18 protein-coding genes and 1 pseudogene are annotated in these 18,553 nt (G+C 39.4%); 5 read left to right on the top strand and 14 right to left on the bottom strand.

The features are described 5' to 3' along the window. Positions 1–160: 160 nt before the first annotated feature. Genes HMPREF0013_RS22705 through HMPREF0013_RS0105785 form a run of 3 tightly spaced genes read right to left on the bottom strand, consistent with a single transcriptional unit; the run spans position 161 to position 2,920 of the window. A complete protein-coding gene (locus HMPREF0013_RS22705; protein WP_000071347.1) occupies positions 161–520 on the bottom strand; it encodes a RidA family protein in 360 nt (119 codons plus the stop codon). Positions 521–530: 10 nt separating this feature from the next. Further along, positions 531–1,634 (bottom strand): alanine racemase, encoded by a 1,104-nt coding sequence (alr, locus tag HMPREF0013_RS0105780; protein WP_025464199.1) that lies wholly within the window; start codon positions 1,632–1,634, stop codon positions 531–533. A gap of 20 nt (positions 1,635–1,654) precedes the next feature. After that, entirely contained in the window at positions 1,655–2,920 is a 1,266-nt protein-coding gene (locus tag HMPREF0013_RS0105785; RefSeq protein WP_025464200.1) for a D-amino acid dehydrogenase, read from the bottom strand. Positions 2,921–3,056: 136 nt separating this feature from the next. Here HMPREF0013_RS0105785 and HMPREF0013_RS22710 point away from each other — a divergent pair, with 136 nt between their 5' ends. Further along, positions 3,057–3,524, top strand: coding sequence for an Lrp/AsnC ligand binding domain-containing protein (locus HMPREF0013_RS22710; RefSeq protein WP_005804788.1), 468 nt, complete (start codon positions 3,057–3,059; stop codon positions 3,522–3,524). 41 nt (positions 3,525–3,565) lie between these two features. Here HMPREF0013_RS22710 and HMPREF0013_RS22715 read toward each other — a convergent pair whose 3' ends face one another. Next, on the bottom strand, positions 3,566–4,711 hold the full coding sequence (locus HMPREF0013_RS22715; RefSeq protein WP_005804789.1) for a DUF1624 domain-containing protein: 1,146 nt from the start codon (positions 4,709–4,711) through the stop codon (positions 3,566–3,568). A 74-nt stretch (positions 4,712–4,785) separates the two neighbouring features. On the opposite strand from HMPREF0013_RS22715, the gene HMPREF0013_RS22720 reads away from it, so the two are divergent. Continuing rightward, a complete protein-coding gene (locus HMPREF0013_RS22720; protein WP_005079559.1) occupies positions 4,786–6,876 on the top strand; it encodes a TonB-dependent receptor in 2,091 nt (696 codons plus the stop codon). A 44-nt stretch (positions 6,877–6,920) separates the two neighbouring features. Here the strand turns inward: HMPREF0013_RS22720 and HMPREF0013_RS22725 are convergent, their stop codons facing one another. The 5 genes from HMPREF0013_RS22725 to HMPREF0013_RS22745 form a co-directional block, all read right to left on the bottom strand. Then, complete coding sequence (locus HMPREF0013_RS22725) at positions 6,921–7,298, bottom strand: nuclear transport factor 2 family protein (protein WP_005071906.1); 378 nt, start codon at positions 7,296–7,298, stop codon at positions 6,921–6,923. Positions 7,299–7,326: 28 nt separating this feature from the next. Further along, entirely contained in the window at positions 7,327–7,704 is a 378-nt protein-coding gene (locus HMPREF0013_RS22730; RefSeq protein WP_005079563.1) for a ribonuclease E inhibitor RraB, read from the bottom strand. A 126-nt stretch (positions 7,705–7,830) separates the two neighbouring features. Further along, positions 7,831–8,496, bottom strand: coding sequence for an RluA family pseudouridine synthase (locus tag HMPREF0013_RS22735; RefSeq protein WP_005079564.1), 666 nt, complete (start codon positions 8,494–8,496; stop codon positions 7,831–7,833). Between the two features lie 111 nt (positions 8,497–8,607). After that, positions 8,608–9,309 carry a DUF1003 domain-containing protein gene (locus HMPREF0013_RS22740; protein WP_005079566.1) on the bottom strand — a complete coding sequence of 234 codons (702 nt, stop codon included), beginning with the start codon at positions 9,307–9,309 and terminating at the stop codon, positions 8,608–8,610. 80 nt (positions 9,310–9,389) lie between these two features. After that, on the bottom strand, positions 9,390–9,893 hold the full coding sequence (locus HMPREF0013_RS22745; RefSeq protein WP_005079567.1) for a DUF2867 domain-containing protein: 504 nt from the start codon (positions 9,891–9,893) through the stop codon (positions 9,390–9,392). A 608-nt stretch (positions 9,894–10,501) separates the two neighbouring features. Between HMPREF0013_RS22745 and HMPREF0013_RS22750 the strand changes: the two genes are divergently transcribed. Beyond that, the gene (locus tag HMPREF0013_RS22750; protein ID WP_005079569.1) at positions 10,502–11,203 is read left to right on the top strand and encodes an SDR family NAD(P)-dependent oxidoreductase; all 702 of its coding nucleotides are present in this window, start codon (positions 10,502–10,504) and stop codon (positions 11,201–11,203) included. Between the two features lie 137 nt (positions 11,204–11,340). On the opposite strand, the gene HMPREF0013_RS22755 is transcribed toward HMPREF0013_RS22750, so the two are convergent. Then, positions 11,341–11,784 (bottom strand): hypothetical protein, encoded by a 444-nt coding sequence (locus tag HMPREF0013_RS22755; protein ID WP_005079571.1) that lies wholly within the window; start codon positions 11,782–11,784, stop codon positions 11,341–11,343. A gap of 36 nt (positions 11,785–11,820) precedes the next feature. Between HMPREF0013_RS22755 and HMPREF0013_RS25225 the strand changes: the two are divergent. Further along, positions 11,821–12,177: pseudogene (locus HMPREF0013_RS25225) on the top strand (short-chain dehydrogenase); the annotation flags it as partial. Positions 12,178–12,211: 34 nt separating this feature from the next. Here HMPREF0013_RS25225 and HMPREF0013_RS22765 read toward each other — a convergent pair. Genes HMPREF0013_RS22765 through HMPREF0013_RS22775 form a run of 3 tightly spaced genes read right to left on the bottom strand, consistent with a single transcriptional unit; the run spans position 12,212 to position 17,025 of the window. Further along, positions 12,212–13,099: a hypothetical protein gene (locus HMPREF0013_RS22765; protein ID WP_005804793.1), complete on the bottom strand. Its 888-nt coding sequence runs from the start codon at positions 13,097–13,099 to the stop codon at positions 12,212–12,214. A 25-nt stretch (positions 13,100–13,124) separates the two neighbouring features. Next, the gene (locus HMPREF0013_RS22770; protein WP_005079574.1) at positions 13,125–14,219 is read right to left on the bottom strand and encodes a DUF2515 family protein; all 1,095 of its coding nucleotides are present in this window, start codon (positions 14,217–14,219) and stop codon (positions 13,125–13,127) included. Next, positions 14,212–17,025, bottom strand: coding sequence for a type VI secretion system Vgr family protein (locus HMPREF0013_RS22775; protein ID WP_025464201.1), 2,814 nt, complete (start codon positions 17,023–17,025; stop codon positions 14,212–14,214). The genes HMPREF0013_RS22770 and HMPREF0013_RS22775 overlap by 8 nt, the downstream gene beginning before the upstream one ends. Before the next feature lie 261 nt (positions 17,026–17,286). Here HMPREF0013_RS22775 and HMPREF0013_RS22780 point away from each other — a divergent pair, with 261 nt between their 5' ends. Then, positions 17,287–17,979 (top strand): tetratricopeptide repeat protein, encoded by a 693-nt coding sequence (locus HMPREF0013_RS22780; protein ID WP_005079579.1) that lies wholly within the window; start codon positions 17,287–17,289, stop codon positions 17,977–17,979. A 330-nt stretch (positions 17,980–18,309) separates the two neighbouring features. Here HMPREF0013_RS22780 and HMPREF0013_RS0105795 read toward each other — a convergent pair. Beyond that, on the bottom strand, positions 18,310–18,553 hold a 244-nt coding region (locus HMPREF0013_RS0105795; RefSeq protein WP_031944229.1), incomplete at its 5' end, for an IS3 family transposase.

The raw sequence follows: 18,553 nt of genomic DNA on the forward strand, positions 1-18,553 counted from the left end.
TTAAAATTCCTTTTTGAATTCCTTTGTTAAGATCAGCAACCTACGGCGAAAATTGAACCGTATGCCATAGGTCACTGAATCTGTTCACCAAAAATGACTGGTTAAACCGTATCTATCTTCCTTCTGTTAGATACATCATCATTTTTGGAGTAAAAACGAATTACTTTTGTGCTGCCGTCACGGCAATTTCAATTAACCAATCCGGATTGACCAAATCGGCCTGAATTGTGGCACGCGATGGAGCAACACACCCTTTTAACCAGTCAACCCAAATTGCATTTACGGTTGAAAAGTCAGAAAGATTTTTCAAATAGAGCTGTGCAGAGAGCAAACGAGATTTATCTGTATTGGCTAACGCCAAAAGTTCATCAATCGTTGCAAGAATTTCACGAGTTTGGCCTGCCACATCTTGCTCGGTATTTTTAGGCACCTGACCTGACAGATAAACCACTTTGTTAAAAACAGTCACGGCACTCATGACTTCGTTAGTATTGATCTTTTGTATATCTGAATTCGACATTCGGATTTCCTTATACCTGATTAATAAATTGAACACGGGCGGTGACAGCACACATCAGTTCATAGCCCACCGTACCGGAAGAAACTGCGACATCATCAATAGGTAAAACAACACCTGTACTTGATTGGCCCCAGAGCACCACTTCGCTACCAACTTTGGCATTTTCAATGCCCGTTAAATCGACTGCCAGCATATCCATGCTGACACGACCAATTGTGCGAGTGCGGACTGAGTCCACTAAAACAGGCGTACCTGTTGGTGAAATACGTTGATAACCATCAGCATAGCCACAAGCGACAATTCCAATCGTCATGGGCTGCTCTGCGACAAAGTTTGAACCATACCCTACACTTTCATTCGGCTCTAAATGCTGAACGGAAATAATTTCACTGCGTAAGCTCATGGTCGGTTGTAAGCCCCAATCTGCAATACTATGCGTCGGGTAGTCTGGCGAGCTGCCATAGAGCATGATGCCGCTACGTGCATAATCTGATTTGAGCTGGTCTTGATAACGCAGAATTGCCGCACTATTACTTACCGACCTTTCACCCGGTAAATCTTTAATAATTTCTTCAAATGCAGTGGTTTGATAATCAATACCTTGCTGGCCAAAACGCTCGCCATCTGCATCCGAAAAATGCATCATGTGCGTAATCTTGGACACGTTCGCCAAGTTATTTAAACGTTCCCAAGCCTGAACATAGTGCTGTGGTTTAAAACCAAGACGGTTCATACCACTGTTCATTTTTAGGCAAACATCAAATTGAGCAGGATAAGGATGTTTTTGAACCCACTCTATTTGCGCTTCACTATGAATAGTGAAACTGAGTTGATATTGCACACAATCAAATAAATCTTGAGGGGAGAAAATTCCTTCGAGCAATAAAATTGGACCTGTCCAACCTAAAGCACGAATGCGTTTTGCTTCATCAAGATCAAGTAAGGCAAAGCCATCTGCTGCTTTAAACGCTTCATAAACACGTTCAATTCCGTGTCCATAAGCATTGGCTTTTACAACGGCAAAGACCTTACTGTTTGGCATAGCCTTGCGTACCACCGCCAAGTTATTTTGTAAGGCTTGACGGTGGATGACTGCGGTAATAGGACGAGGCATGATTACTTTCCTAACGTCCGTTATGCAGCATGCGCGTGTGAATAACGCTGAATTGAAAGGCCATCGGTACTGATATCAGTTTTGTGATTCAATACGATGTCACTGATTAATTTTCCTGAACCACACGCCATCGTCCAGCCTAGAGTACCGTGACCTGTATTCAAGAACAGATTTTTAAAGCGAGTTGCGCCAATAATTGGAGTGCTGTCTGGTGTCATTGGACGTAAACCAGTCCAGAAAGACGCCTGTGCCATATCGCCGCCCGGGAACAAGTCCTGAGTCACCATTTGCAATGTTGCACGGCGGTCTTCATTCAGGCCTAAGTTAAAGCCACTTAACTCAGCCATACCACCTACGCGAATACGTTGGTCAAAACGAGTAATCGCAATTTTGTAGGTTTCATCAAGCACTGTAGATTGCGGAGCAAAAGCAGGGTCAACAATTGGAATCGTCAACGAATAACCTTTCACAGGATATACAGGTAACTGTAGATCAAGTGGTTTCAAGAAATCACGTGAATAGCTACCAAACGCTAGGACATAACGATCTGCGGTTAAGACCTTACCATTGACCAAAACACCCTTAATTTCATCGCCTTCAACAATCAACTTTTCTACGTTCTGGTTGAACTGGAAGTTAACGCCCAACTCTTTAGCAATTTGAGCTAAAGCATTGGTAAATAAATAACAGTCACCTGTTTCGTCATTTGGTAAGTGTAAACCACCAACTAATTTATCTTGCGCATTTGCCAACGCTGGTTCTACACGACCAAGTTCGTTGCCATTTAATAATTCGTAGCTTACGCCGCATTCTTGTAGCACGCTAATGTCACGTTGAACCGCTTCCATTTGTGCTTCTTTACGGAATAACTGCAACGTGCCTTTTGCACGGTTTTCGTAATTAATGCCTGTATCTTTTCTAAGTTCACGTAAGCAGTCACGGCTGTATTCAGCCACGCGCATCATACGTTCTTTGTTTACAGCATAACTTTGCGGATTACAGTTTTTTAGCATTTGAGCCATCCACTGTAACTGCCACATGCTGCCATCTAAATTAATCGCAAGCGGTGCATGATGTTGAAACATCCATTTCACAGCTTTAAAAGGAATTCCTGGTGCTGCCCAAGGAGTCGAATACCCAGGCGAAATTTGACCTGCATTACCAAAACTTGTTTCTTCAGCAGGACCTGACTGGCGATCGAGAACAGTAACCTCAGCTCCTTGTTGAGCTAGATAATAGGCACTTGCCACTCCAATAACGCCGCTACCTAAAACAATTACGCGCATTTCCATTCCCTCACGCACACCAGTTTATTTAACTAGTATATTTCTGTTTCAATAGTTTATTTCACTGTTTTTTAGACTATAATCTAGGTAAATTTATGTTTTTCTCGCGAGAATTTAAAAAAAAGAGGAAATATCTATGCGCCCCTTAGATCGTATAGATCGCATGATTCTGGACATTTTGCAGCGTGAAGGACGAATTGCGATTAGTGAATTGGCATCGAGAGTTAACCTGTCGACCACCCCCTGTTCGGAGCGTGTAAAGCGTCTTGAACGCGATGGCATTATCATGGGTTATTACGCTCGACTAAACCCAGCCTTTGTGGATCGTAACTTGCTTGTCTTTTTAGAAATTAAGTTATCTGCCAAATCTGGCGATGTGTTTGATCAGGTGGCTAGAGATTTAGTTGAGATTCCTGAAGTGCTTGAATGTCACCTTATTTCAGGCGAATTTGACTACCTCGTAAAAGCGCGTTTAAAAGAAATGAGTGCATATCGCCGCTTATTAGGAGATCTGCTAAAGAAACTCCCTGCTTCGGCATCGTCACACAGTTATGTGGTTATGGAAGAAGTCAAAGAAACTCTATATCTAGATGTAAGCAAGTAAAGCGAAGCTCCATTGAACTCGCTTTACTCAAGTTTTGAAAATTAGAAATATTTTAAAAACGAAATATGTTTATTTTGATGTTTGAACTTCGAGAACCACTTAACTGCTGGATAGAGCGCAAAAGACAACACAATCGTGATTAACCACAGCATCCACACATGATTGACCGACAAATACTTTCCGTAGTTAGCTCCCCACACACTGAGTGCAAACACATACATGAGTTTCAACACATATAAATGCAGTAAGTAAAAGAACATAGGCACCGAGCCAAACACCACCAAGGGTTTTAGGAATGAATATTGCTGCATACGCTCAAAAGCAACAAGCGCAAGCAAGCCAATTCCAACATTCAGCAAAATAAATAATAAAGACGGTGGATACTTAGTGAGGTTAAAAAAGCTCATTAGACTCAGTTGTAATGACTCAAAATGTTGCCACGGCTGGTCGCCATAGACATTGATAAAACGCAGTAAAACAAACAATCCAATACTTACTAAACCAAGGCTAAGTAAAGTGCGGCTTCTTTGCTTTGCTGAATATTTTGAACTAAAGAACTGACCTAGCGCATAGCTCAATAAAATCACGCCAATCCAAGGTAAAACAGGGTAACTTGTACGAAGCTTGATGTCTGCAATCTCAATCCAACCACGGTCATGTAAAACAAACCATATATTTTGCAAGACGCCTTGTGAGAAGTGCACTGAATCTAATAAATTGTGCCCAAAAATAATAACCAAACCTGCGCCCGCAAGAACAGGTAAAGGCAAACTTACACAGCACGCTAGCACCACCATGCTAATACCAATCGCCCAGATCACTTGTAAATAAATGACTTCGGGTGGAAAAGTTGCTGTCCATGCAAAGTTCACGAGCGTAAGCTCTAACACAATTAAAAATAAGCCGCGTTTTAATAGAAAGGCACGCGTTTGTTGTAAGTCCTGTTTTTTGGACTGAAATAAAAATGCAGAAATACCCGTTAAAAGTACAAAAACCGGAGCGCAAATATGTGCCAATAATCGACTGCCAAATAATGCTGGTTCTGTTACTGTTACGTCCATTGGATCGGTAACTTGTTTATGTAAATAGAATGTTTCTCTTACATGGTCGAGCAACATAATCAGGATGACCAAACCACGCAATGCATCAATCGACTGTAAACGTTCAATATTTTTTTCTATAAGCATAGCGATAATAAACAAAATAATGTAACGTTATACTATTACATTTTAGTTCTTTTGTCTTTCATGGCTGATTATTTATGCAACACAAATTAGGATTGTTGTCTTCGTTAGGGTTATCTTTTATATCAACATTCTCTTGGGGAGACGAAACCTCAACAGTACTTGAGACCATACGCGTGCAGGCTGAAAGTACCCAAGAAGGTGTGAGCCAAAATAGCTCGGCGACTAAATTTACTCACGATGTTTTAGATGTCCCTTTTAACCGTGCTTATGTTTCAAAACAAATGATGGAACAACAAGACGTTCAACGGATTGATGACGCATTAAGCTTGGTGAGTGGGGTTTTTCATCAAAACAGTTTTGGTGGTGGCTTTTGGGATAACTACTCTTTCCGTGGTTTTAGTACCGATCCCAACTTAGGCGCCTCTATGATTCGTAACGGCTTGAGTATCAACCGAGGGATTAGTGCGCCAAAAGATGTCGTAAATATTGAATCTTTAGAGTTTTTAAAAGGGCCAATGGCTGCTCTATATGGTCGTGGCGAAACTGGTGGTTTGCTTAACCTCAACAGTAAAAAACCGCAGTGGGAAAGCGAAAGTGAACTTAACCTACGTGCCAATACCCAAGAACAATATCGAATTAGTCTGGAACATACAGCCCCTATCAACGATGAACTGGCTTATCGTGTAGCAGTGGCTCATGAAGATAATCAAAGCTTCCGTGATCATGTCAGTAGTGAACGTTGGTTCTTTTCACCACAGCTCACATGGAAAATTTCAGACCAGACGCAACTCGACTTTGACAGTGAATTTACAGAACACAAAGGAACCTTTGACCGTGGTGTCAGCACCGTCAATCACCAGTTTGTGATGGACCCGAAAACCTTTACAGGTGAACCTGACGACGGTGATTTGAAAATAAAAGATTACTTTTACCAATTACGTCTGAGTCACGAATTTAACCCTGACTGGAAGCTAAACAGTGCAGTCAGCTATAAAGACGCCAAAATGGTCGGCTTTGCAACCGAACCTCGTCGTATGCAAGCCGATGGACGTACTTTAGAGCGTCAACGTCGCTATCGTGATTATACAAGTCAAGATGTGCTGGCTCAGACAGAGGTACTTGGCAAGGTTGATACTTCGTGGGCTCGCCATGAAATTTTGCTTTCGACCGAGCTTGGTCAACTCGACTATAAACAAAACCAGCTTCGTCGTAATCACAGTACTGGCATGCCAAACACAATTGATATCTACCAACCCGAATATGGCAAATATTTACCGAACTTAGCCCCGTTTACCGACACCAAAGAACAGCAGCGTTATTTTGCACTCAATATTCAAGACCAGATCTTTTTTAATGATCAGTGGAGTGTGCTATTTGGCAACCGTTTTGATCAGGTCGAACAAGACTTTGAAAATCACCTGACTCAGACTGAAAGCAACCAAACGCTTCACCAGAATAGTCCACGTTTCGGAGTAAATTTTAAAGCCTCTGACCAATGGGCGTTTTATAGCAACTATGGTCGCTCATTTGCCATGAATAGTGGTATGAATCGAAATGGTCAGACTTTTGCCCCTGAAAAAGGCGAAAGTTATGAGGTCGGCACCAAATATAAAATAAATGATCAAAGTGTGCTTAGTCTCGCTTTGTTTAAAATGAAAAAACAGAATGTACTGACAACCGATCCAATCGACAGTAATTTTCAAACCGCAGCAGGTGAAGTGAGTAGTAAAGGAGTTGAGTTTGACTTAAATAGCCAGATCACTGATCGCTGGTTCGTCAATGTCAACTATAGTTATACCAATGCTCAAATTGAAAAAGACCAAGACTTGGCAAAAGGCGCGCGGCTGAGCAATGTTCCTAAACACCAAGGTGCTATAAGCACTAACTATGAGTTTCTACAAGAAGGTGCAAGAAAAGCAGGTGTAGGTGCCAACCTCACCTATGTGGATGAGCGTAGCGGGCATAATCTAGATAATGGATTTAACTTACCAAGTTATACGCTGGTCAATTTAAATAGCTACTATGCACCATCTGACCGTTTACGTTATCAGCTCAATGTAAATAATCTGTTTGATAAAACCTACTATGTCTCAAGTTATAGCGATTTATGGGTTCAACCAGGTGAGCCACTGAATGCTTCAATCTCGGCACAGTGGAAATTTTAATTTATCTATAAAATAAAAAAGCCCGAATAGTTTCGGGCTTTTGATTAGAACATACCATTTTCATTGACGAGTGGGTCGGGCTGTACTTGTCCAATATCCCAAAACTCAGCAATTTTACCCTTTTCAAAACGGCAAATATGAACCACGGCCAAGGTGGTTAACCCATTCATTTGCATTTCAAGTTTTGAATGCACAGCAACCAAATCGCCCTCTTCAATGACATGTTGAACATCAAAGACTTTGTTGGGAGTTTCAATTGCACTTTCACGCATCCCTTCCCTCAAAGAAGTCGCATCACCCGCATAATAAGGGTTGTGATGCTTGAAGTTCGGCGCAGTGTAATTGCTGTAAGCTTCATCGACTTCACCAGCTGCGGCAAGCTCTAAAAACCGTACTGCAATTTGTTTTTGAGATAAGTTCATGATTATCTTCTACTTTTTATTTTAGACCTTACTGCAACAGGTCATCTTCTTCGTCTTCCTCGAAGACATAGGCCATACAGCCCCATCCATCATATTCGCCCTGAAATTTCTCAGCGATGCTGGCAAACCATTGTTCCAAGTCAACAATGTCTGAATACTCAGGTTCCATGTTAACGAAGATAGTAATCACCCATTCATTTGGCTCAACAGAGTCATCTTGAAAAAGTGAAACTTTTTGTTCTTGATAAAGCAAATACAGCGCACATTGCTCTGCATTTTTCTGATCATGAAAAGCAATAGAAAATTCAATTTCATGCAGCTCGGTTAAGTCATCCCCATCTTCAGCCATTTGCCAAAGTACGTTGCCGTTATCGTCATCTGGAAATTGTTCGTAGTCACGAGTCATAAAATGTTCCTTGTTGTTGTCGCAGTATTAATATTATTCGACATCAAGAATACCCGACTTTTATTGCAGTTTGGGTATATATTCCGTTCCCAATTGCATCAAATTAATTTTTTAATTATATAAATTTTAAAAAGGCACTTGTGACTCAATCACTACATCCGTTCCATTTAAGGGATGTTGGAAAGCCAAATATGCGGCATGTAAGGCCATGCGGTTTAAGCGAAAACGTTTAGGCTCAGGGTGATATAACTTGTCCCCCATAATCGGATGTCCTATATGCATCATGTGCACACGTAGCTGATGTGAACGTCCTGTTACTGGTTCAAGTAATACTCGACTTTGATTGTTCTTTTCATCATAAATGAGTGGTTGAAACAAGGTTTTAGCATGTTTTCCTAATTCAAAATGTACAATTTGTCTTGGGCGATTTTCCCAGTCAGTAATGAGAGGAACTTCAACGCTGCCCTCTTGTGCGACTTGGCCTTGCACCAACGCAATATAATGCTTTTTAACTGTTCTGGCCTGAAACATTTTACTTACAGCAACTTCTGCATCACGATGCTTGGCAAACATAAGTAAGCCCGACGTCGCCATATCTAAACGATGCGTCACTTTAGCCAAAGGGAACTTTTCCAGCACCCTTAAATAAGCACTGTCATGATGCTCTGGTAAACGGCCCATTACCGACAACAAACCCGCAGGTTTATCAACCACAATTAAATCGTCATCTTCAAATAGAATTGAAAGTGGATCTTGTGGTGGAGCGTAAACAAAGTTGTCGTTTAAAGGCATGGTCGTAGAAGCAGCAATGGAGCATGGCGGCAAATCATAAAGAAATTTCGGTTCTACCGCAAAATAATCTATAACGCTCTACTCATGTTCCACGTGAAACTCAGAAAATCTTTATCGTTTTTTATTCATTTCAGCCAAAAGATCGAGCTGAATTTCTTGAATATGCGCAAGTCTTTCCCATTGATGCGACAAAAGATGATCCATTTTTTCATGCAAATGGCGAATCTCAAGCTCGGCTTTTAAATTAATCTGATAGTCATGTTGAGAACGTAAGCGGTCTTTTGCTTCTTGGCGATTTTGGCTCATCATAATAATAGGCGCCTGAATTGCAGCTAAACATGACAATACTAAATTCAGCAAAATAAAGGGATAAGGATCAACAGGCCGTACTACCATTACGACCGTATTTAGAATAATCCAGCCTGTCAAAAATAGAGCAAAGCAAATAAGGAAAGCCCAACTTCCTCCAAATGATGCGATTTTATCTGCCAGTTTTTCCCCAAACGTCCATTTTTGATCAAAGTCGGATTCGGTATTTCGGCTAATTAGCTCGTGGCGTTGCATACTGCCAATCACTTCATTTTCTAAATTAGAGAGTTCACCCTTTTCTGAGCGTAATAGCGACTGCACATATTTAATTCGATAATCTGCCAGATCGGCCCGACAAATAAAACTTGAGTAATTCCAATCTGGATAGTCTTTTAAAATTTCGTCGCTAATCACATTACGGATGACTTCACCAGACACTAGATCTTTTAAAGAAAAATTTTTCCCACAAACGGCGCACTGCCGACACTGATTTTTATTTTCCATATTATTCAGCTCTTTATTATGATAATAAGATTATTATATAAACAATTTTGGCTGATCACATCGTAAATAAAAATAGTAATCTAACCTAAAATCTGTAAAGTCGCTGGTACGATTTTTCGATGGGCAGGAATTACAGGTAGCATATACAATCGCCCAAGCCAATTTTTAATATGCACTATTGTAGTTACGGTAAGCACTTGGGTATCTTCATTTTTATAAATAGATAAAGTCACATTTAAGTGCTTGTCATCGTCTCCAATCACTAATTCATTTTCGGTACGCTGCAAAAAAGTAAAAATTCCAATTCGGTCACCTGCCACATACTCATTTTCTTTTTTATGAGTATCAATCTGCTTAAAACTTCCTAAATCTTTAAGCCCAATCTTTGAAGTAATTTTATTACGCATATTCATGCTCCACTCTATCCACTGCGGAGTGTGCTGAAATAGCTTAATAAGCTGCTCAAATACACTTAGATCAGGTTGACCAAGCACAATGCTCCACGAGTCGTGGAAGTAGGCATTGTTCAATTGAGATGAGATTTGACTGTCAGAAGGTAGCGAAGAAAGATAAGGCTTATTCATAAATTATATTCTTGTAAAGTATCGTTTTTATTATAGAGAATTTTTTAGGGTGTCAAGGGAAAACATCTATGGTTTACTTCAACAATCATAACTTTGTAAGTTATAACCTTGTGCCTATAAACTTTTGATCTATAGCGTCCTAAGCCGAATCGAGACCTTTTGGGTGAGTACACACTAACGTTATACGTTTTGGTGCATGCTACTCTTTTCGATCCCTATCACACCCTTGAGATATAGTTTAGCCACCACCCTGCGGGATTGTTTTTCTAAGAAAAGCGAATTTTTATTATTTTTGGGATTTTTTACAACATTAAGCCAATTTAAAAGAATTTATTCCCATTTAAACATAATTAGTTAAATTTAAATTCCACTTTATTTGTATTTTCCGGTTTATTTTACCAAGAAAATTTTTTAAGCCAAATTGGAAGTTCGTTCAACCGCGCATGTTTAGCCCAATAACTCATGTAAAGCTGACTCCCTAATCCCCGCTTTTAAGCATTTTTATTCTTTGAGTACTATTCTTAGAGATAACTTTTGCGCTTGAATACATTATAAAAACATATTATAAACTATTTCTAACCAAATAATTGGTTTTTTGGAACTTTATAATGAACAACAATATTATAATTTTTGGTTATGGAACGGGTATTTCCAAAGCCGTAGCACATAAATTTGGTAAAGAAGGCTATAAAATCGGTTTAGTGGCACGTAATGCTGAAAAACTCGAAAAAGCCATTTTAGAACTTAAAACACAAGGTATTGAAGCTTACGCTTTTGCATGTGATTTAGCGGTTCTTGAAGATATACCAAATCTTATTAATCGTATTAAAGACCGATTAGGAGAGATTAAAAATATTCATTGGAATGCTTTCCATGATATTGAAGGAAATATCTTAGAAAACCCTCCACTAGAGCTTAGTAAAAGCTTTCATATTCGTGTTTCGAGCTATATTGCGACGGTTCAAACTTGCTTAGGTGATTTAGAGAAGAACCACGGCAGTATTTTATCAACAAATGGAATTTTTGCTTTCGATGCAGTGGGTATCGACTTGGTTGCCAAAGAATATTCATCCTTAGCAACCACCGCTGCCGCTCAATACAAAGCCACCAACTTGCTTGCTCATAGTCTCGCTGACTCAAATGTTTACGTAAGCCAAGTGATTGTGAATGGCTTTGTTGATGGAACACCGGGCACACAAGATAAGACCTACACAGTACATCCAGAAACCATTGCAGAGCAGTTCTGGTACTTACACCAACATAAACAAGAAACAGTTTCTCTTTGTGGAGAAGCCATTCAAGCGGCTTAAACTATTTCTTATGACAGAAGAAGCGTAATCAATTACGCTTCTCTGATAAATAAATAAACCCGCTTTGGCGGGTTTATTACATTTCTAGTTCTCAACTTAATAAATTATAGATCAAATTTAGCACCAACAAATTGATTTTATTCAAAATTAGCATTCGTCAACTTTGCTTTATTTGATTGATAAGCATCATTTGAGTAATTTTTTCTTAATTCGATTCTACATTCAGTATCAATTTTTGCTTTTTTAATATCGACTGAACAATCATCATTTTTACATATTTCGACATGTGCCATATATTTATATAATTGATTATTAATTTCTTCTGAATCTAAGTCTACTCCACCTCTTACCATAAACTGATTTTCCAAACAATTTAGCTTAGAAATAGGAAATGCATTTTTTTCAGAAATTTCTTTTAAAGAAGAAGAGCTTGTAACAAAACCTTGGTATGTTTTTTCTCCACTATACATAGATTGGAAATATTTAAATTTTCCAAAATTAATATCGGTAGATTGATAATCTATATTTTTAGAAGTACAACCAAATAATAAAAATATCCATATACATGATAAAAATTTCATTTTACTTGAACCTTTTTTAATTCGGCTTGCAATATTTGCTCTGGTGATTTAGAAAAGAATCATGGCAGTATTTTATCGACAAACGGGATTTTTGCTTTCGATGCAGTTGGCATCGACTTTGTTGCCAAAGAATATTCATCCTTAGCAACTACAGCTGCCGCCCAATACAAAACCACCAACTTACTTGCTCATAGTCTAGCGGACTCAAATGTTTATGTGAGCCAAGTGATTGTGAATGATTTTGTTGATGGGACATCTGGAGCACAAGATAAGACCTACACGGTACATCCAGAAACCATTGCGGAGCAGTTCTGGTACTTACACCAGCATAAGCAAGAAACTGTTTCCTTTTGTGGTGAAGCCCATTCAAGCTGCTTAAACTATTTCTTATGACAAGAGAAGCGTAATCAATTACGCTTCTTACAGCTTATTGCACATAAGGCCAAATATCTGGGTCTATATAGCTCTCATCTATATGGTAACCCTCTTTTTTCATATTATTTTCTTCAGTTTTACGGGCTTTCTTATTATTGGCAACTTCAGTTTCAAATGCTTGCTTTAACTGCTCTGAATTCATCTTATCTGTATCAGATATAGCATTTCGTCCTGCATATTTAAAGTTCTCAAAGCTATACCTCACCATATACTGTTCTTTTTTATCATCTTGATACGTTTGTTGAAGGCTAATACTTAATTCTGCATCACCATTGTATAAGTTAAATACGAGTCTATTTGTTTTCGATAAAATGTCCTGCCATTCTTTAAAACTTAATACATAAGTCGGATCGATAACCTTACCCATCGTTTCATTCATATGCTTAAAATTATCTTGCTTATCAATTCGAGCACTAAAAGGTAAAAAATATTGCTTCCATTGTTTGTCATTAATCTGATGTACTAATTTAGTATAAGCAGTATAGGCTTCTTGGCTCGTGGTATATTCATTTGGATGTAAGCTAGCATTAATGTCCATGATTTGAATACCATCATTGCTTCGTCGAGCTACTTGTGTACCTAGCACACTGATCACATTTTCAATTTCTAAATTACTCTTTTCAGTAATCACACGTACTCGACCTAGTTTTGGTGGAGTCCAATCTAATGATAAAAAATTCATCCCTGCAGGCTGACGATCAACTGGCGTAGTACTATTTTTACTAAAATCCTGCATGCCTTGTTCACCAAAATGAAGGGCTATTACATCTTGATTTTGGTTCATCGACTTATTTCCTTGGGTAGTATTATTTGCGGGCTTACAAGAAGTTAAAAAGATGCATGTAATAATGCAGATAAATAAAGATAAATAGTTTTTCATGATAAGTTTCCAGCCTTGTCTAACATCACACCTTCCCTTCATTACTACTTGAATGTATTTTAAAATCGGCTTTACTATTTCCCCATTTAGAAATGGTTTTCAATTCTTGTTGTAAAAATGGCCGACCTTTTTCATCAAGCATTAAACGGTGATATTTTTCAGCTGCTTTACCAATCCATTTCATACGACTATCATAATCTTCAGCAATCGTATCCTTGAGAGGAGCAATATAGACATCCTCTTTTAGCTCTACTAATTGATCAGCTTTACTACCTGTATAATTACCAAACCAATTCTTTTTTACCGCGTCTACACTATAATCACTTGATAGAACAAGTGTGGCATCTGGCATACCTATAAACCAACGTTGCATCCACGCGCCAAATTTAACTGATGTATTTTCCCAAACAACAACTTGAAGAATATTATGTTGCTCCTGTACAGCAATAAACATTAAATGCGCAAATAAATCATCTTTAGCAATTTTAAATTTTTTTTGTTCACTTTTTTCATTCGCAAAAGCTTTCTCAATTTCAGGTAATAGAGCAAAAGCCTTTCTAATTTCTTTTGTCGCTTTTAAATTTTTAATACTAGGTAAACACGATGACCATGGCAAATTCATTAATGCTGGCTTAACAAATTTGAATGTACTTGTATCTCGTGTATCTTTACAACTCTTAAAAGATTCCGAAGATACACTCCAAGCTAAATGCCAAGGAGCAATATCCATAAACAACCACAAATTGCCACGAGCAAAAAGATTTATAGCCTCTTGTACACCGACATTATAGCCAAGCAGACTCCCCCAATGCTTGAATATAGTTGCAACTGTTTTTGAGGCAAAGGCTCCTAAGCCCATCCAATAATATCGTCCTAGTAGATTTTTATTCCCACCGAGCTCTATTTCTAAAAATATTTTGGCATATACAGAGGCAATTCTTCTTGCTCTTGCCTCATATCCTGGCTCAAGTTTATAGTTATTCGCTCTTTGTAAATTAGATAATCTCTTGATCGCTTCTTGCTGATATATTTCCCAAAATGTCAAACAGTCACAGTGAGCATCCTTACAACTATGTTCACTTATGTTCGTTTTACTGTTCCAATCTAAACTGTTAGACATTTTTACTTCCTTGCGCTGGATCTACCCAAACTTCGGCTTCATCTACTGTTTCTAGATCCAACCATAACAAATCGAGCTTAAGCCCCTGTTCTTTAGGGCTATGTATTTCTTTGGTTTGACCTTTCTTATCTGAGTTAGCAAAAATTTCTTTACCTTCAGAAGATATCTTGTAATCAACAAATGAAAGTGGTTCACCTGAAGGTAATAACATCTTGAACCTCTCATTATAGGCTTCATAAGCAGGTAACCCTTGAAGGTTCATGCCTACTTCAGCTCCTCCTTTAAACAAATGCTGTCCAGCCTTCACCTCAAACTTGCCGCTCGTAGTCATAAAAATGCCCGAACCGGTAATTTTGACTTGAGAACCGCCTGCGGTGAGTACAATTTCTTTGGCTGCGGTCGCTTCGATTTTGTCTTCAGTCGAAATCACCTGAACAGCTTTACGGGCAATCAAATCTGCTCCATCGCCTTGCGCTTGTATCTCAACTTTGCCTTTGCCTGCATAGAGTCTTGCCCCTTCTTGAGCTGCAAAAAGACTAATTTTATTTTGGGCATGTGCAATCAGGTTCTTTTGGGTAGACAGATTAATGCTGTCTCCAGCAGTTTGGTTTAGCTGCCCATCTGCGGTTAAGTGAATGTCTTCGTTACTACTCAACGCGACACTATTCGGACTTGCCAGCAGCATAATCGCTTCTTTAAAGGTTTTGGCTTTTGCGTTGTCTTGCTGCTCAAGTTTTTCAATAAAAGATTTTAAGTTTTCTAAATTTTCTAACGGGTCAGTTTGCTGATTTTTAGCAACTTCACTGAGTGCCTTGGCATTGTTGAGGCCGCCTTCGATTTGTTGCTTGGCCTCATTTGCATCGAGGTGTACGCCTTGAGCTTGGTCCTGTTTGTGAGTACTAATGAGTAAGCCACTGCCAGCTCTTACCGCACCCCACTGGTCTGTTCTTAGCTCAAAACCTTCACCACGGCCATCACTTTCCGCTTTATCTTTTGGATGGCTTAAATTACCCAAGTTAAGTTGGCTGGCCGCATGGCTACTCTGTAGCTGGGCACTGATTTGCCCTGTGGTGTCATCAAAGCGTAGCTGGTTAAAGCCTTTACCGTCGACTTCTTCTGAGCGGATGCCGCTAAGTTTTTTAGTATCAGGTAATTGGCCTTTCTGATCAAACTGGGTTGGGTGGCGTTCGGCTTCGTGGATGCGTCCCACCACAAATGGGCGGTCAACATTGCCGTCAAAGAAGTCGATGACAACAATCTCACCAACACGTGGCAGGAAGCGTGCGCCATAACCCGCACCTGCCCATGGGGTCAGCACATCCACCCAAGCGGAGTCGGTGTCATTGTCGTTACTTCCCGCTCCACCGTCATGACTATGGTCGTCAGTTCGGGTAAACAAGAAACGGACTTTAATGCGTCCCCACTGGTCGACATGGATGCTTTCGCCTTCTAGCCCCACCACTCTAGCGCGCTGCGGGTGAGCGGCTGGTCGGTGCTCTAGTGGGTTATATTCAGGCACAGCTTTAATATTGCGACGAACCACGTTCAGCTCAGCATAGTGGCGCTGCTCAGGGTTTTGGCTATCGAGTTGGGCTGCCTTGAGCTTGTCTTTTGGTAATAAACGCTCAAGTTGCTGTTGTAATTCTTTCGGTAAATTATTCTGGTTGTAGTAGTGCTTGCTTAAGATTAAAAATTCTTTATCGGCACTGTCATGTTGGTCGAGTTCCGGGTGATCATTAAGTTCAAACCAGTAACCGACCTGTGCATCACGGACGTTACCTGAAACCGTAAACTGTTTCGAACTTAGGTAATGATAAGCATTGATGTGCTGGTTCAGCTGTTCAATCTGGTTATTGCCTGAAGCTGTAGCTTGGTCTTTACCATTTAAGTCCTGCATCCACGCGGGGCTGACATGCCATGCATCTTCAAGGTTTAAGCTGGCATTGTCATAGTGTTCGCTGTGCTTTTGTGTGCCTTGTACGCTGCCACTGCCTTCTTCTTGTTGCAGCGCATCGGCTTGCCAACGTTGAATATGAACAGACGTTGGCTGCAAGCTTCGCTCTGCCTTGACTTGAGTAATGGTATCAAACTGTTCTGTCGCACTGCTGCGTTGGTAGCGGAGACTACGACGTTCAAGTGCCTGATAGTTTTGGTTATCATCAATTAAACGTAACATTTGTGGCTGAATGGAAGCATTCGGGTCAGTGACAAAAAGTTGCGATTCATCGACCAACCAGTTAATGCCTTCACTACGCCATAAACGGGTTAAAAAGTCATAATCGCTTTCGTTTGACTGCATCACAAATGGACGCACATCATAGTCTTTGGTTAAGCCAGATGTGTCGAGTGTTAAGCTTGCGGCAAATAACGGGCTTTTCCCCTGCCATTCTTTAAATAGAATTTCGCTAATATCGCGCACGCTTTTGTTCATAAACACGCGGCTATTACGGCGTTTATGCCAGAGTGCAGTTGGGTCTTTTAAGGTGAGGTTATAAATGGTGAGTGAGCCGTCGCTTTGCCCTTGGCTCGCTTCGGTAATAATGCCCGTGGTTCTAAAGAACTGGCCTGTATCGGTGACTTGATCTACGGCAACCTGACAGCCAATAAATTGTTTTAATGCAATATGTGCGTTTGTCGATAGACACAGTAACTCAGCAACGCTACCTTGATTGAGGGTATGTTCACCCTCAATGCGTTGCAAGAAAACTTGCTGATTTAAAGACTGATTTGAGAATTGGATATGAACAGCGCGATTTTGTGAAACAAGGCCTAAACGCTCCAATATACTCGACACACTCATCTGCATTTTTATTATCAATCAAACTTATATTTAGGCCGCATTTTAATTAAAAAAAGACTAATCTGTCTATCTATACTCATTTTCAAAATGTAACTAGTCTAAATATGCAGTTTTAGGTTAATTTTTTATTAAATAGGTATTTAAACCGTAAAATCAGATCATTTTAAAGCACTATAAACCAACCAAATATATTTAATATTTTTCTTTTATATTCAAATAGATATTGAAGAAAACAACTACTCAAATTAATAAAATGCAGGATGAGATATGAAAATAAAAAATACTACTTTTTATATATTTACGATGATTTTCTCTCTTCATTCTTCAGCATTTGCTGAACCGAGCGTGGCCGATATTCAATATCGTGCAGAACAAGGACAATCCGTTGCTCAATATCATCTGGGGATGATGCTTTTAAGTGGCGAACAAGGCGTTGTTAAAAACTATGAGCAAGCGTTTAAATGGCTAACTGTGGCTGATCAAAATGGAAGTATGGGGGCAAAATATAGTTTAGGGATGATGTATTACACAGGCACGGGCGTCGAAAAAGATGCCAAGCGCGCTTTTGATTATTTTACTAAGGCTGCGGCCAAGGACCATGCGAAAGCACAATATAACTTAGGGGTGTTATATGACAGAGGTGAAGGAACTGCGCAAGATTATGGAAAGGCGTTTGAATGGTTTAGTCGTGCTGCCAAGCAAGGCTACCCACCCGCAGAATATAATTTAGCTCATCTATATAAAAAAGGTCACGGCGTCTCACAAAGCGATGAGCAAGCACTTAAGTGGTACACCAAAGCGGCTGAGCACAATGAAAGCGATGCTCAGTACAACTTGGCCCAGATGTATTTAAATGGTGAAGGCACACCGAAAAACCTACAACTGGCAAAGAAATGGTTTCAGCACGCTGCCGATGCAGGTGATTCGGATGCTAAAGAAATGCTTAAAAGTTTAGAATAGGCAGCTATCTCTATAATATTTTATTTATAAGATACTGAACCCTATTATTAATAAGATTATTTTATTATTTATTTTTTCTAATTAAATATAAATATTAATCCTATTATTTTAAAAATACATTTAGTTTTATTATTAAATCAAAAATATTTTAAACATTAAATTGACGTAATTAAAATCACCGATTATTATCTCGTTGCTGGCCTACATTGCCAGACGGTTTTGACAGACCGTAACTCGTAGCGGGTTATAGTTCTACTATAATTCGTTAGACCCTTGCGTCCCCTTTTCTTTGCGGTAGGATGATCTGACCCCATAAAGTTGGACAGTTAGTTAAGCAGTTTTTAAAAACTGGTTTCTATATTGTACAGGGGATAAACCTTGTAGCTTCACCTTGATTCTCTCATGATTATAATAATGAATGTACTCTCGTATAGTTTTCTCTAACTCATCAGTTGATTGAAATTTTTCACCATGAAAGCACTCCGATTTTAATATTCCAAAGAAGCTTTCTATTACAGCATTATCTAAGCAATTTCCTTTACGAGACATACTTTGAATTAAACCATGTTGCTTT

The sequence above is a fragment of the Acinetobacter sp. SH024 genome, from assembly GCF_000163635.1.
Lineage (GTDB): Bacteria > Pseudomonadota > Gammaproteobacteria > Pseudomonadales > Moraxellaceae > Acinetobacter > Acinetobacter pittii.

What these genes read in the sequence shown, in the direction of transcription:
- HMPREF0013_RS22705 (WP_000071347.1), bottom strand. Translation starts at nt 520, where the DNA reads ATGTCGAATTCAGATATACAAAAGATCAATACTAACGAAGTCATGAGT.
- alr (WP_025464199.1), bottom strand. Translation starts at nt 1,634, where the DNA reads ATGCCTCGTCCTATTACCGCAGTCATCCACCGTCAAGCCTTACAAAAT.
- HMPREF0013_RS0105785 (WP_025464200.1), bottom strand. Translation starts at nt 2,920, where the DNA reads ATGCGCGTAATTGTTTTAGGTAGCGGCGTTATTGGAGTGGCAAGTGCC.
- HMPREF0013_RS22710 (WP_005804788.1), top strand. Translation starts at nt 3,057, where the DNA reads ATGCGCCCCTTAGATCGTATAGATCGCATGATTCTGGACATTTTGCAG.
- HMPREF0013_RS22715 (WP_005804789.1), bottom strand. Translation starts at nt 4,711, where the DNA reads ATGCTTATAGAAAAAAATATTGAACGTTTACAGTCGATTGATGCATTG.
- HMPREF0013_RS22720 (WP_005079559.1), top strand. Translation starts at nt 4,786, where the DNA reads ATGCAACACAAATTAGGATTGTTGTCTTCGTTAGGGTTATCTTTTATA.
- HMPREF0013_RS22725 (WP_005071906.1), bottom strand. Translation starts at nt 7,298, where the DNA reads ATGAACTTATCTCAAAAACAAATTGCAGTACGGTTTTTAGAGCTTGCC.
- HMPREF0013_RS22730 (WP_005079563.1), bottom strand. Translation starts at nt 7,704, where the DNA reads ATGACTCGTGACTACGAACAATTTCCAGATGACGATAACGGCAACGTA.
- HMPREF0013_RS22735 (WP_005079564.1), bottom strand. Translation starts at nt 8,496, where the DNA reads ATGCCTTTAAACGACAACTTTGTTTACGCTCCACCACAAGATCCACTT.
- HMPREF0013_RS22740 (WP_005079566.1), bottom strand. Translation starts at nt 9,309, where the DNA reads ATGGAAAATAAAAATCAGTGTCGGCAGTGCGCCGTTTGTGGGAAAAAT.
- HMPREF0013_RS22745 (WP_005079567.1), bottom strand. Translation starts at nt 9,893, where the DNA reads ATGAATAAGCCTTATCTTTCTTCGCTACCTTCTGACAGTCAAATCTCA.
- HMPREF0013_RS22750 (WP_005079569.1), top strand. Translation starts at nt 10,502, where the DNA reads ATGAACAACAATATTATAATTTTTGGTTATGGAACGGGTATTTCCAAA.
- HMPREF0013_RS22755 (WP_005079571.1), bottom strand. Translation starts at nt 11,784, where the DNA reads ATGAAATTTTTATCATGTATATGGATATTTTTATTATTTGGTTGTACT.
- HMPREF0013_RS22765 (WP_005804793.1), bottom strand. Translation starts at nt 13,099, where the DNA reads ATGAAAAACTATTTATCTTTATTTATCTGCATTATTACATGCATCTTT.
- HMPREF0013_RS22770 (WP_005079574.1), bottom strand. Translation starts at nt 14,219, where the DNA reads ATGTCTAACAGTTTAGATTGGAACAGTAAAACGAACATAAGTGAACAT.
- HMPREF0013_RS22775 (WP_025464201.1), bottom strand. Translation starts at nt 17,025, where the DNA reads ATGCAGATGAGTGTGTCGAGTATATTGGAGCGTTTAGGCCTTGTTTCA.
- HMPREF0013_RS22780 (WP_005079579.1), top strand. Translation starts at nt 17,287, where the DNA reads ATGAAAATAAAAAATACTACTTTTTATATATTTACGATGATTTTCTCT.